10 protein-coding genes are annotated in these 13,743 nt (G+C 71.0%); 4 read left to right on the forward strand and 6 right to left on the reverse strand.

The window, feature by feature from the left end; all coding sequences use genetic code 11:
• The coding region (locus K228_RS0122445; RefSeq protein ID WP_033777276.1) for a glycerophosphodiester phosphodiesterase family protein at nucleotides 1-575 on the reverse strand (575 nt) is incomplete at its 3' end.
• Nucleotides 576-851: 276 nt separating this feature from the next.
• Here K228_RS0122445 and K228_RS0122450 point away from each other — a divergent pair.
• Both K228_RS0122450 and leuE read left to right on the forward strand, forming a co-directional pair.
• Nucleotides 852-2,291 carry an MFS transporter gene (locus K228_RS0122450; protein ID WP_025620433.1) on the forward strand — a complete coding sequence of 480 codons (1,440 nt, stop codon included), beginning with the start codon at nucleotides 852-854 and terminating at the stop codon, nucleotides 2,289-2,291.
• 102 nt (nucleotides 2,292-2,393) lie between these two features.
• Entirely contained in the window at nucleotides 2,394-3,062 is a 669-nt protein-coding gene (gene leuE, locus K228_RS0122455) for a leucine efflux protein LeuE (RefSeq protein WP_025620434.1), read from the forward strand.
• Nucleotides 3,063-3,139: 77 nt separating this feature from the next.
• On the opposite strand, the gene K228_RS0122460 is transcribed toward leuE, so the two are convergent.
• The 5 genes from K228_RS0122460 to K228_RS0122480 form a co-directional block, all read right to left on the reverse strand.
• On the reverse strand, nucleotides 3,140-4,066 hold the full coding sequence (locus K228_RS0122460) for a sporulation protein (RefSeq protein ID WP_025620435.1): 927 nt from the start codon (nucleotides 4,064-4,066) through the stop codon (nucleotides 3,140-3,142).
• 23 nt (nucleotides 4,067-4,089) lie between these two features.
• Entirely contained in the window at nucleotides 4,090-5,154 is a 1,065-nt protein-coding gene (locus K228_RS0122465) for a hemolysin family protein (RefSeq protein WP_025620436.1), read from the reverse strand.
• Nucleotides 5,151-6,509 carry a hemolysin family protein gene (locus K228_RS0122470; RefSeq protein ID WP_025620437.1) on the reverse strand — a complete coding sequence of 453 codons (1,359 nt, stop codon included), beginning with the start codon at nucleotides 6,507-6,509 and terminating at the stop codon, nucleotides 5,151-5,153. Before K228_RS0122470 ends, K228_RS0122465 begins: the two co-directional genes overlap by 4 nt.
• A gap of 178 nt (nucleotides 6,510-6,687) precedes the next feature.
• Nucleotides 6,688-8,244, reverse strand: a complete 1,557-nt coding sequence (locus K228_RS0122475) for a M20/M25/M40 family metallo-hydrolase (protein ID WP_025620438.1) — start codon at nucleotides 8,242-8,244, stop codon at nucleotides 6,688-6,690.
• A 158-nt stretch (nucleotides 8,245-8,402) separates the two neighbouring features.
• On the reverse strand, nucleotides 8,403-8,792 hold the full coding sequence (locus K228_RS0122480; RefSeq protein ID WP_025620439.1) for a hypothetical protein: 390 nt from the start codon (nucleotides 8,790-8,792) through the stop codon (nucleotides 8,403-8,405).
• Between the two features lie 175 nt (nucleotides 8,793-8,967).
• Here K228_RS0122480 and K228_RS0122485 point away from each other — a divergent pair, with 175 nt between their 5' ends.
• Nucleotides 8,968-13,575: an ATP-dependent helicase gene (locus tag K228_RS0122485; RefSeq protein ID WP_025620440.1), complete on the forward strand. Its 4,608-nt coding sequence runs from the start codon at nucleotides 8,968-8,970 to the stop codon at nucleotides 13,573-13,575.
• A gap of 31 nt (nucleotides 13,576-13,606) precedes the next feature.
• The coding region (locus tag K228_RS27720) for an SAM-dependent chlorinase/fluorinase (RefSeq protein WP_188116242.1) at nucleotides 13,607-13,743 on the forward strand (137 nt) is incomplete at its 3' end.

A 13,743-nucleotide genomic window follows, 5' to 3' on the forward strand; every position in this document is an offset into this window, starting at 1 on the left:
AACAGAACGTGGTCCAGGGTGCCGGTGTCGACCAGGACGTCGTACGCCTCGTCCCGGATCTCCCACGCCTTGTCCAGGTTGACCATGGCGCGGCCCCGCACCTGCGCCATCGCCTCCGCCAACGTCGGCACCCGCTCCTCGGTCAACGGCGCCTGACTCCCACCCAGACCCCTTTTCAACCGCAGCTGCTTCACCTCGGCCAACGTCAACTCCGACACCGCACCCGAACCGTCCGTCGTCCGATCCACCGTGCTGTCATACATCAACACCAGATGCCCATCAGCCGTACGCCGCACATCGATCTCCACCACGTGCGCGCCCGCCCGAACCGCAAGATCGATCGCCGTCAGCGAGTTCTCCGGTGCGGCACGCCAGTGCCCACGGTGCGCCACCACCAGCACCTCAGCGCCCGGACCGTGCTGCAGGAACCGCTCCCGCACCTGCGCAATGGTGTGCGTGGGCACCGACTCGACAGTCTGGGCGAGCACCGACCCCGCAACCGGCGTGGTCCCGGCCGTGGCCCTGGCCCCCGCCACCGTCGGAGCCACCCCGACCACCGCACCCGCCATCACCACGGCCAGCGCCCCACCCAACCATTTCCTACGCACGAGCAACTCCTCGGGTAGACAACAGACTGATCAGCGATCCGCACCAATGCCAGCGCAGCCACCGCTCATCCTGCCGGCCGCCCACCACGAAACGCGGGCCGCAGCGGTAACAACGCGGCAAACAGGTGCTGACGTGCCGATGCCGGACGTTCAAGATCTTTAGCTACATCCCCGGTTTCTGGTGACATCCCGCATTACCTTCGATTAGCACGAAGCAGTCGGCTCAAGATCAGGCGGGGGTGGATGTCGCAGTCGCACGCCCCGGGCGGGGCCGGACACACCGGACGGCGGCAGATCATCGCCATCGCGGCAGCTGTCTCCTTTCTTAGCTTTTTCGATCTGAGCGTTATCAACGTGATGCTGCCCTCGATCGAACGGACGCTCGGTGCCGGCAACGGCGCTGTCCAGTGGGTCGTCTCGGGCTACTCGCTGATGTTCGCGCTCGCACTCGTCCCCGCCGGACGACTCGGTGACGCCAGAGGGCGGCGCCACGCACTCCTGTTCGGCCTCACGTTGTTCATCGGGGCCAGCGCAGTTGCCGGAACGGCCGGCTCCGGCACCGCGCTGGTCGTCGCCCGGCTCGCGCAGGGTGCCGCAGCCGGTGTCCTCGTTCCCCAGCTCACGGCCCTGGTCGAGGAGTTGTTCCACCCCGATCAGCGGGGTCGCCCGTTCGGGTTTCTCGGTGCCACGGCCAGCGTCGCCACCGCGATCGGACCGGTGATCGGCGGGCTGATCATTGCGCTCGGTGGGGCGGAGCATGGCTGGCGGCTGGTCTTTCTCAGCAACGTCCCGATCGGAGTCGTCGCGGCGGTGCTCGTCTGGCGGCTGTTTCCGGCGAAGCCGCTGAGCGGCCAGACAGATCACCGACCCGACCTGATCGGCACGCTGCTGCTGGGCACCGGAATCATGCTGGTGATCCTGCCCGCGCTGCAGCGGGAGCAGTGGAAGGGGCTGCTGCCGTTGCTATTGGTGCCGGCAGGAATCGGCGTCCTCTTCGCCTTCCGATCCTGGGAGACCTCCACTGCGCGGCGGCACCCGCCGGTCTTCGACTTTCGCCTGCTCACCCATCGGACGTACCGCCTGGGGCTGCTGCTCGGCTTCTTCTACTACGCCGGTTTCACCTCGCTACCGCTGATCTTCAGCCTGCACCTGCAGTACGGTCTCCACCTCAATCCGTTGCATGCCGGCCTCACGATCGCACCCTTCGCGGTGGGTTCCGCGCTGGGCGCGCTGCTCGGCGGCCGACACGTCAAACGACTCGGCCGCCGGCTGATCGCCGTCGGGCTGCTCACCGTCATGGCCAGCCTCGCCCTGATGACCGCCCTCACCAGCTCTACCGGTACCACGTTCTCCGTCGTGAACGCGTTCCCGCTGCTTCTCGCCGGAGTCGGTAGCGGGCTCGTGATCACACCGAACAACACCCTGACTCTTGCGCAGGTACCCAAGCCGGACGCCGGCAGCGCCGCCGGGATGTACCGCACCATGCGGCAGGTCGGATCCGCGATCGGGCTGGCGGTGATCACCGCAACCCTGCTCGGCGCGGTCACCGCCAACGGCGGACACTGGTCAACCGCCCTTCGCTACGCGCTCGTCGTGGAGATCGGCATCGTCACCGCCGCGCTGCTCACCAACCTCGCCGACATCGTTGGCAACCGCCGCCAGCCACTCGACCCGGCACCCTGACCGTTCGCACTGCCCGGGCCCTGCCTGTGCCCTGCCCTCGCGGTGGCAAACGACACAGCTCAGCGCCGGGAAATGGCTCGCCCGGGTGGCTTCGGCACCGGCATGATGTCCTGCGTGCTGGGGATCACCGATATCTGGACGTACGTGCTGGGGACCGTGGCCATCATCATGCTGCCCGGACCCAACTCGCTCTTCGTGCTCTCCACCGCCGCCCGCCGGGGCGTGGCCGCCGGCTACCGCGCGGCCGGTGCGGTGTTCGTGGGCGACGGAGTCCTGATGTTCCTCTCCGCCGCCGGGGTGGCATCCCTGCTCCAGGCGTACCCGCCGCTCTTCCTGGTGATCAAGTATGCCGGCGCCGCCTACCTGGGCTACCTGGGCCTGGGGATGCTGCGCGGGGCCTGGCAGCGGTGGCGGACCCGCCACGACCCGGCCGCACCGCGGCTGCTCGACGCCGACGACCCCAACCAATCACGCAGCCCGTTTCGTCGGGCTTTGGTGATCAGCCTGCTCAACCCGAAGGCGATCCTCTTCTTCGTCTCGTTCTTCATCCAGTTCGTCGACCCGCACTACGCCTGGCCGGCGCTGTCGTTCCTACTGCTCGGGTTGATCGCGCAGCTCATCAGCGGGCTCTTCCTGACCGTACTGATCTTCGCCGGCACCTTCCTGGCCGCCCAGTTCCAGCAACGCCGCCGCCTGGCCGTGGGCGGTACGACCACGGTTGGTGCGCTCTTCCTCGGCTTCAGCCTGAAACTCGCCACCGCCAGCGGCTGATCTTCCCGCTCGTTCCCCGCCCCGCTGAACCGGCCGGTCACGTGCCATCGCCACCGCCAGCGGCGGCCCCACCCGGATCACGTGCCATCGCCACCACCACCACCGCCGACGCCCGCGCCCCCAGCGGTGCCGCCCAGCCCGAAACCAGGCGGCAGTGGCGCATCCGGAGGCCGGCTCACATGGGCGGACTCGTTGATCGGGGCTGACCAGTCGGCGTGCGCCGCCATCGCCGCGTGCCGGTTGATCGTGCTCCGCAGCCACCCATCCACGATCGCCACCCAGTCCTGCCGCTCGGCACCCTCATGCCAGATCCGAAACCGGCTGATGCTCTGGTGGGTAATCCCAGCCAACGCCAGCCGACGATCGCACCAGAGGAGCACTTCGAGACCGGCGGAGTTGGCGATGAAGATCACCTCCAGCTCGGTGATCGGCCCGGCATACAGCGGCGCGACCCAGTAGCCCAGCCGTTGGTGCAGCGAGAGCTGCTGCTCGACGCCGGGTAGCCGGGCGGCGATCGAGCCGGCCTGCCGCAGGCTAAACCCCAGCATCTCCAGGGTGGTGAGGATGTGCGCCTGGGCGATCAACGGGTGCACGAAGAGCGGCACCATCGCGCCCTGGTCCAGCCCGGGCTCGATCGCCACCTCGGTACGCAGCCCCATCCGCAGGCTGAGCAGCGGCGCTGCGCCGACCACCGTTACCGGGGTCTCCCAGGGCATCGGGAACGAGAACGGAATACTGCGGCCCCGCCCCGCGCGCAGGACGAACCCGGTGGCGATCTCCGCCTGGTGGAACTGCACCAGCCGCCGGGGTTCCTCCGGGTCGTCCGGCTCGGCCGACGTGACCAGGCCGAGCCGGACATGCAGCACCGGAACGTCAACCGGGCCGGCGCTGACGGTCACCCGCCCCGGCAGTCGCAGGCCGGGACGGGTACTTGGGTTGGCCAGCGCGGTCCGGACGGTCAGCCCCGTCCGACCGGACTCCGGCGACACCCCCGTCAACCGCACCGGCCCCGGTTACCCAGACCGGATCAGCGCAACCGCCGTCCCCGAGGAACCTGGTCCGTCTCGTCGTCGAACTCGCCGATGACCTCCTCCAGCAGGTCCTCCAGCGCGACGAAGCCGACCGGACGGGTCGGCCCCCCACCGTTGCGGACCAACGCCAGCTGTGAACGCCGGGCCCGCATCGCCGCCACCGCCTCGGTGACCGTGGCGGACGAGGGCAGGGTGAACGCGGGCGTCATCAACTCCTCGGCCATCGCCGTCGGACGGCTGGCCGCGGCCCGAACCGCCTCCCGTACGTGCACCAGCCCGCACACGTCGCCGGCCTCGTCGAGCACCGCCAGGCGGGACCGCCCGCTGTCGCGGCTGACCTGCTCGATCTGACCCGCGTTCGCGTCCCGGCGCACGGTGACGATCCGATCGAACGGCTCCATCACCTGCGCCACGGTAGTGCCCTGCAACTGCAGCATGCTGGTCAGCAACTCGTGCTGCTCAGCGCCGAGGAGCCCGTGCTCGCGGGACTGCTCCAGCAGCAGACGCAGCTCCTCCGGGCCGTGCACCTGGGCCAGCTGATCCTGTGGCTGGACCTTGACCAGCCGCAGGATGCCGTTCGCCAGCGAATTCAGTGCCGACAGCACCGGCCGAGCAACCCGGGCGAAGGCGCGGAACGGCAGCGCCAACAACGTCGCGGACCGCTCCGCGTCGGTGATCGCCCACGACTTCGGCGCCATCTCCCCCACCACCAGGTGCAGGAAGGTCACCAGGCTCAACGCGAAGATCAACGCGATCACGTGGCTCGCCGCGCTGGGCAGGCCCACGGCATACAGCAGCGGGCTCAGTAGCTGCTCGATCGCCGGTTCGGCCAGCGCACCCAGCCCCAGCGTGCATAGGGTGATGCCCAACTGCGCGCCAGCCAGCATCAGCGAGAGTTCGCGTACGCCGTCCAGTGCGGCTCGGGCACCTCGGCCACCACCGGCGGCGGCCTGCTCCAGCCGGTAGCTCTTGCTCGCCACGAGGGCGAACTCGGCGGCGACGAAGAAGCCATTCAACGCCAGCAGGACCACCGAGGCCGTGAGGGCAACACTGACGCTCATGACCGCACCTCCGGCTGGCCTTCCGACTCCTGCAGGCGCAGCCGAACCGAGTCGGCGACGTGCCGGTCCACCACGAGCACCTCGACCAGCGCCCGGGGGCCGGCCGCCGGCTCATCCCCGTCTGCCGGCAAGGCGACCTCCAGTTGGTCGCCGACCTCGGGTACCCGGCCCAGCTCCCGCATGACCAGCCCGGAGAGCGTGTCGTACTCCGGGGCCACGGGTAGCGAGATGCCGGTGCTGTCGGCGACCTCGTCGATCCGCCAGCGGGCCGGCACCACCCAGGAGCCATCGCGCTGCCGGGTCGGTATCCGCTCCGGCGGATCATCCTCGTCGCGGATCGGCCCCACCAACTCCTCGGCGATGTCCTCCAAGGTGATCACGCCGGCGAAGCCGCCGTACTCGTCAACCACGCAGGCGAGCTGCCGATGGCTGGAGCGCAGCCGGTCCAGCACCGTCGGCAACGGCAGGGTCTCCGGCACCAGCAGCGGGGGAACGGCCACCGTACCGACCGGGGTGGTGGCTCGGCGCTCCAACGGCACGCCGAGCACATCGGCGATGCCGGTCACACCAATCACGTCGTCAACGCCCTCGGCCCCCTGGACGGGGAACCGGGAACGGCCGGTCTCGAGTAGCTCGACGACGCGGCTGACCGGCTCGTGGGCGCGGACGGTGTGCACGTCGACCCGGGGCACCATGGCTTCCCCGGCGGTGAGCTGACGGAAGTCCAACCCGCGGTCAAGCAGGGTGGACATCTCCGCGGTCAGGTGTCCGCCTTCGCGGGACTCGGCGATGATCTGCTCCAGATCCTCCAGGGTCGCTCCGCTGGGCAACTCCTCGACGGGTTCCACCCCCGCCCGGCGCAGCAGCCGGACGGCAGCCCGGTCGAAGAGCTTGATCACTGGACCGGCGATCTTGAGGTAGATCAGGGTGGAACTGGCGAGCGCCCGAGCGAGCGCCTCGGGGCGGGCGATAGCGAGGTTCTTGGGTGCCAGCTCACCCAGCACCATCTGCACGATGGTGGCGATGAGCAGCGCGAACGCGACGGACAGCGGCCCGCTGACCCGGTCGGACATCCCGGACAACCCGAGCAGGTCAGCCAGGCCGGCGCCGAGATACGGCTCAGCGACGTAGCCGACCAGCAGCGCGGTGACCGTGATGCCGAGCTGGGCGCCGGAGAGCATGAACGACAGCCGCCCGGTCACCTCCAGGGCCCGGGCCGAGGCCTTGTCGCCTTCGGCGGCCCGCTGCTTGAGCTTGCCCCGATCTACGGCGACGTAGCCGAACTCCTGGGCCACGAAATATCCGGTGGCTGCGGTGAGGACAACGATGAAGAGGAGCCCAACGACGATCAACACGGGAGCTTCAGGGCTCCCGTCGATATCGGGACCAGGGATAGCCGGGCATAACCCGGCTCGCTACTGCTGCCCTCCTGGGCAGACGAGTCGATCATGCCATCCATTTTATCGGGAGTACCTGAAAGTACGCTGGCGGTGCCGGAAGGGTCTCGGTGCCCCGGACCCTTCCGGCACACGGTCAGCTCTGGGTGATCCGCACGTCGTCGACGGCGGCCTCCACCAGGCTCGGGTTGCTGGCATCCGCCACGTCGATCAGGATTTGTACAGTTTGACCGCTTAGAGCCGATATATCCGTGCTGGCTAGCTGCCAGGACCCGGCCCGGTTGCTCGCCGTGCCGGTGACACTCAATGCCGTCACGGTACTGCTGCCCACCACCCGGACTCGCAGGTAGTCGGCACTGGTGGCGTTGCTGAGATGGGCGAGGTACCAGGAGAAGCTGAGGGTCAGCGTGCCGGTGGACGGCAGGCTGACCGCCGGGGACTGGATCGTGGTGACCCCACCGTCGACGTCGTGACTGCCCGCACTGCTGCCCGCAGCCGCGCCGGTGACCAGGTCGAAGCTACCACTGACCGTGGTGCCGAGCTGGAGAGTGGTCCCGGAACTGCTGGTGGTGGCGGGGTCACCGCGCTCCCAGGCCCCGGTTGTGGCGGTGTCGGTGCCGGCCGGGTCCACGACCCAGCCGGTGGCGGTCTCGAAGGTGTCGCTCCAGACCGTGTCACCCGGCGGGGACGTCTGGGCCAACTCCCACACCGTGTACGCGATCGCGTCGGCGTTGCGGTCCAGCGCCGTGTCGTTGACGTTGGCGATGGTGTCGCACGAACGGTGGTAGCAGGAGTCGAAAGCCTGTCCCGCCGTTCCGCCCCAGAGCGCCGCCTGGGCGCTGGACTTGATGCCCTCCGCGCCGGTGAACGTGCCCCCGGCCGGGATGCCGACCGCGATGAACGGCCCGTAGTCGCTGCGGCCGTTGAAGTCGGTGCCCTGGGTCGTCACGCCGATCGAGGTGTAGTACGCCTGGATGGTCTGCTCGATCTCGGCGGAGCCCTCGGGTCCGGGGCCGGCACCCACCCCGTCGGAGTCGTCGCCGTCATAGACGAAGTAGCCGGCGTTCGGCGAACCCACCATGTCGAAGTTGAGATACTGCTTGATCCGGTCGCGCTCCGCGGCCGAGAGGCTGTTCACGTAGTGACGGGAACCGCGCAGACCCAGCTCCTCCGCGCCCCACCAGGCGAACCGTAGCCGCTGGTCCGGGGTAAAGCCGCTGCTCGGTACGGCCAGCGCCACCTCGAGGATGGCCGCCGAGCCGGACCCGTTGTCGTTGATGCCCGGTCCACTGGTGACGCCGTCCAGGTGCGCTCCGGTCAGGACCACGGCGTCCGGGTCACCCGCCGGCCATTCGGCGAGCAGGTTGTAGCCGGTCGCACCGGCGTAGGTGAACGACTGCACGGTGGTGGTGTAGCCGACCGCGTCGAGCTGCGACCGCAGGTAGTTCACCGAGGCCAGGTAGCCGGGTTGACCGTGCGCCCGGTTTCCGCCGTTGGCATTGGCGATCGACTGCAGCTGGGTCAGGTGGGCCTTCACGTTGGCCAGCGGGATGTCCGGGGCGTCGACGGCAGTCGAGGACGGTGCGAGGTGGGGGTGCACCGGCGCAGCCGCGGCCGCGGTGGCGGTCAGCGCCGTCGCGGCCACGACGGCCAGCACGGCCGGCCAGAGGGGTCTAGGGGTACGGGGTCTCATGGGTCCTCCGGGTCGGGGCGGGCCGTACCGGTGGGCACGACCGCGCATCGGGGACTACATTGACAGCTTTCGCTATATCAGCGTGCCCTGACACTCCCCGTACGGCAAGACGTGAAACGACCCTGAAGGCAACCAGCGCGGTGGCGACCTCGGGGCAGTCAGCGCGGCGGACTCCCGGCAGGACGATCCCAACGAGCCTCGACCAGCAGGTCAGGACGCCCGAGGTCGAGCACGACGCGGTTGACGACCCGCTGGGCGGCGGTCAGCGAGCGCACCGAGAGCAACCGACCCTGACTCTCCCGCCGCAGGACGAAATAATGCACAGCCGCGCGCACTCGACCCCGGTCCGCGGCACTGGCCCAGGCGGTGGAGGCAACCAACTCCCGCAACACGGTGGCGAGTCGCTCGGCAAGCTCCAGCTCCGGGCCAGTCAGGCCGGTGCGGACAGCGGCGAGGTGGCTGTCGACCTTCCGGATGAGCACATCGGTGCCGGCCCGCACCGCCCGCCTGCTCACCGTCGGGGCCGTGGGCGTCTTCTCGACCGTCATCCGCCCCTCCACCTCGCGCCGCATTGCGAGTGAAGTTACTTTATGTTGTGGGTCACAATCAAGCCGTTAAGTAAGACTTAAGCCATCCATCGTTATATCCAACGCTTTTACCCTTCAACCGGACAGAACACTGCGGCACCCGGTACCTGTCGGACGGTGGGGGCACGATGGGGGTGTGGAGAGAGAGACGGCCGACGGCGGGGCGCTCGACGGGTTCGGCCCGGCCACCCGGGAGTGGTTCGCCGCGGCGTTCGCCGCACCGACCACAGCCCAGGAGGGAGCCTGGCGCTCCATCGGTGCCGGCCGTAACGCACTGGTCGTGGCCCCCACCGGCTCCGGCAAGACCCTGGCCGCGTTTCTATGGTCGCTGGACCGGCTGTCCCGCGAGCCCGCCCCGGCGCAGCCACGGCAGCGCTGCCGGGTGCTCTACGTCAGCCCACTCAAGGCGCTCGCGGTCGATGTCGAACGGAACCTGCGTACCCCGCTCACCGGCATCCGGCAGGCCGCCGCCCGGCTGGGCCTGACCCCGCCCGAGATCACCGTCGGCATGCGCACCGGCGACACCCCCGCCGACGAGCGCCGCGCCTTCGCCCGAACCCCGCCGGACGTCCTCATCACCACCCCGGAGTCGCTGTTTCTTCTGCTCACCTCCGCCGCCCGGGAGTCGCTCCGGGGCGTGCAGACGGTCATCGTCGACGAGGTACACGCGGTGGCCGGCACCAAGCGCGGAGCCCACCTCGCGCTGTCGTTGGAACGGCTCGACGAGCTACTGCCCACCGCGGCCCAACGCATCGGCCTCTCCGCCACCGTCCGGCCGGTTGACGCCTGCGCCCGCTTCCTCGGCGGAGCCCGACCAGTTGACGTGGTCGCCCCGCCCGCCGCCAAGACCATCGACCTCGGCGTCCAGGTCCCGGTCGCCGACATGACCCTCCTCGACGAGCCGGAGCAGTCCGGGCCCGACCTCGACGGCCCCCGCCGCACATCGATCTGGCCGGCGGTGGAGGAGCGGGTCTACGCCCTCGTCCGAGCGCACCGCTCGACCATCGTCTTCACCAACTCCCGCCGCTCCGCCGAGCGACTCTGTGCCCGGCTCAACGAACTGGCCGCCGAGGAGTTCGCCGGCAATGCCCCGGGTGTGGAGGCGCCGGGCACCGCGACACCCGGCACCGCACCGCCGGGCGGGTCGGGGCACGTCACCCGACCGCCCGCCCAGCTGATGGCCCAGGCCGGATCGGGGACCGGAGCGCCGCCGGTGCTCGCCCGCGCCCACCACGGCAGCGTCTCCCGGACCGAACGCGAACACATCGAAGAGTCACTCAAGTCCGGGCAGCTCCCGGCGGTGGTCGCCACCTCCAGCCTGGAACTGGGCATCGACATGGGCGCGGTCGATCTGGTCATACAGATCGAGGCCCCGCCGAGTGTGGCCGCCGGGCTCCAGCGAGTCGGCCGCGCCGGGCACCAGGTTGGCGCCGTCTCCCGGGGGGTGGTGTTCCCCAAGCACCGAGGAGACCTGCTCGCCTGCGCGGTGGTCGCCGAACGGATGGCCGACGGCGCGATCGAGGAGCTGCACCACCCACGTAACCCCCTCGACGTGCTGGCCCAGCACATCGTGGCGATGGTGGCCCTCGAGCCGTGGCAGGTCAGCGACCTGGCCGACCTGGTCCGCCGTTCCGCCCCCTTCGCGGAACTACCCGACTCGGCGCTGCACGCAGTGCTCGACATGCTCTCCGGCCGCTACCCGTCGACCGCCTTCGCCGAGCTGCGGCCCCGCCTGGTCTGGGACCGCGCCACCGACCTGCTCACCGGCCGACCCGGTGCCCAGCGGCTCGCGGTGACCAGCGGCGGCACCATCCCCGTCCGGGGTCTGTTCGGCGTCTTCCTGGCCGGGGCGGAGCGGGCCGCGCGGGTCGGCGAGCTGGACGAGGAGATGGTCTACGAATCGCGGGTCGGCGATGTCTTCCTCCTCGGCTCATCGTCCTGGCGCATCGAAGACATCACCCCAGACCGGGTGCTGGTATCCCCCGCCCCGGGCCAGGCAGCCAAGATGCCCTTCTGGAAGGGCGACCAGCCGGGCCGCCCGGTGGAGCTGGGGCGGGCCATCGGCGCCCGCCTCCGCACGCTGCTGCAGTCCGACGACGAGACCGCCATAGCCGCACTGCGCGCCGGGGGCCTCGACGAGTGGGCAGCCGGGAACCTGCTGGCGTACCTGCGGGAGCAGCAGGCGGCCACCCGTACCCTGCCGGACGACCGGACGGTGGTGGTCGAGCGCTTCCGCGACGAGCTGGGTGACTGGCGGCTCGCCGTACACAACGTCCTCGGCGCCCAGGTCAACGCCGCGTGGGCGTTGGCCATCGGCCGCCGGCTCACCGAGCGATACGGGGTCGACGCCCAGATACTCCCCGCCGACGACGGGATCGTCGTCCGCCTGCCCGACACCGCCGCGGAGCCGCCGGGCGCGGAGGCGGTCGTCTTCGAGCCCGACGAGATCACCCAGCTGGTCGAGGAGTCGGTGGGCACGTCGGCGCTGTTCGCCGCCCGGTTCCGCGAGTGCGCCGCCCGGTCGCTGCTACTGCCCCGCCGCGATCCGCGCCGCCGGCAGCCGCTCTGGCAGCAACGGCAGCGGGCCGCCCAACTCCTCGACGTCGCCCGGGAGTACGCGGACTTCCCGGTCACCCTGGAAGCCGCTCGGGAATGTCTCCAGGATGTCTTCGACCAGCCCGCGCTCGCCGCGCTGATGCGCGACCTGGCCGCCCGCACCGTACGCCTGGTCGAGGTGGAGACGGCGCAGCCGTCGCCGTTCGCGCGGTCGCTGCTCTTCGGCTACGTCGGGACGTTCCTCTACGAGGGGGACGCTCCCCTCGCCGAACGGCGTGCCGCCGCCCTCACCCTGGACTCGGCCCTGCTCGGCGAGCTGCTCGGCCGGGTCGACCTGCGGGAGCTACTCGACCCGGCGGTGCTCACCGAGACCGAACGCCAGCTGCGCTGGCGCACCGAACAGCGCCGCCCCCGCGACGCCGAGGACGTGGTCGAGTTGCTGCGGGTGGTCGGCGACCTCAGCACCACCGAGCTGGCCGAGCGCGGGGCACCGGCGCAGTGGTTGACCGAGTTGGTGACCGCCCGCCGGGTGCTGCGGGTCCGCATCGCCGGCGAGGAACGCTGGGTGGGGATCGAGGACGCCGCCCGACTGCGGGACGCGCTGGGCGTGGCGCTGCCCGGCGGCGTGGCCGAGGCGTACCTGGCTCCGGTGACCGACCCGCTCGGTGACCTCATCGCCCGCTATGCCCGCACACACGGGCCGTTCACCGCCGCCACCTGCGCCGCCCGGTTCGGGCTCGGGGTGGCGGTGGTCGAAGGGGCGTTACGCCGGCTCGCCGCCGCCGGCCGGGTGCTCGCCGGTGAGTTCGCCCCCGACACGGTCGGCCTCCAGTGGTGCGACGCCGAGGTGCTGCGAATGCTGCGCCGCCGCTCTCTCGCGGCGCTGCGCCGGGAGATCGAGCCGGTGCCACCCCGGGCGCTGGCCGCCTTCTTACCCCGCTGGCAACAGGTCGGTGCGGCGGGGCGGGGGGTGCCGGCGCTGGCCGCGGTCCTGGAGCAGGTGCAGGGGCTGGCCCTGCCCGGGTCCGCCCTGGAGCGGCTGGTGCTGCCGGCCCGGATCGCCGACTACTCCCCCGCCCAGCTCGACGAGCTGTGCACCAGCGGCGAGGTGGTGTGGGCTGGTTCCGGGGCGATCTCCGGCGGGGACGGCTGGGTCGTGCTCGCGTACGCGGACACCGCCCCGCTGCTGCTTCCCCCGCCGGATGCGGCACTGACCCGTACCCCGTTGCACGACGCGGTGCTCGACGCCCTCGACGATGGACAGGCGCTGTTCTTCCGCGCCCTCTCCGACCGGTTGGGCTCCACCGACGACGCCGCACTCGCCGCCGTCGTCTGGGATCTGGTGTGGGCCGGTCACCTGACCAACGACACGCTCGCCCCGTTGCGAGCCCTGCTGGCCGGTCGCGGGGCGCACCGGTCCCGCCCGGCCGCACCCCGTGCCCGCTACCGGCGACCCGGCCGCGTCGCCCTGCCGTCACGCAGCGGCCCACCCACAGTCGCCGGCCGCTGGTCGCGCCTGCCGGAGCGGGACACCGACCCGACCCGCCGGGCTGCGGCCCTCGCCGACGTACTGCTGGAGCGACACGGCGTGGTGACTCGGGGAGCGATCGCGGCGGAGCAGGTGCCCGGCGGATTCGCTGCCGTCTACCCGGTGCTGTCCGCGCTGGAAGAGCGGGGTGCCACCCGTCGCGGATACTTCGTGGAAGGGCTGGGGGCCGCCCAGTTCGCCGTACCCGGAGCGGTCGACCGACTGCGCGCGCTGGCCGACCCGGCCGACGGTGGGCGGGTTCGTGCGGGCCTCGCCCGAGTCCTCGCCGCGACCGACCCCGCCAACCCGTACGGCGCGGCGCTGCCCTGGCCGGAACGGGTGGTCGACTCCGGGGACGGCGGTGCCGCCCCGACCGGACACCGGGCTGGCCGCAAGGCCGGCGCCCTGGTGGTACTGGTCTCCGGCGATCTGGTCCTCTACGTCGAGCGGGGCGGCCGGACGCTGCTCTCCTTCACCGACGACAACGACATGCTGGCGACCGCCGGTAGGGCGCTGGCCGACGCCGTACAGGGGGGAGCCCTCGGGACGATCTCCGTCGAACGGGCCGACGGCGAGGCGGTGCGCTCGTCACCGCTGCATGAGGCGTTGACGGCCGCTGGGTTCCGGGCCACCCCCCGCGGGCTCCGGCTGCGGGGATGACCGGTCGGCCGGCTCCGCTAGCCTTCCGGCCATGGCGCCGACGCCCTGGATCTCCTTCACCACCGACTACGGCCTCACCGATGGCTTCGTGGCCGCCTGCCATGGGGTTCTTGCCCGGCTGGCGCCCACCGCCCGGGTGATTGACGTGACCCATCTGGTCCCCCCCCC

The sequence above is a fragment of the Salinispora cortesiana genome, assembly GCF_000484695.1.
Classification (GTDB): domain Bacteria; phylum Actinomycetota; class Actinomycetes; order Mycobacteriales; family Micromonosporaceae; genus Micromonospora; species Micromonospora cortesiana.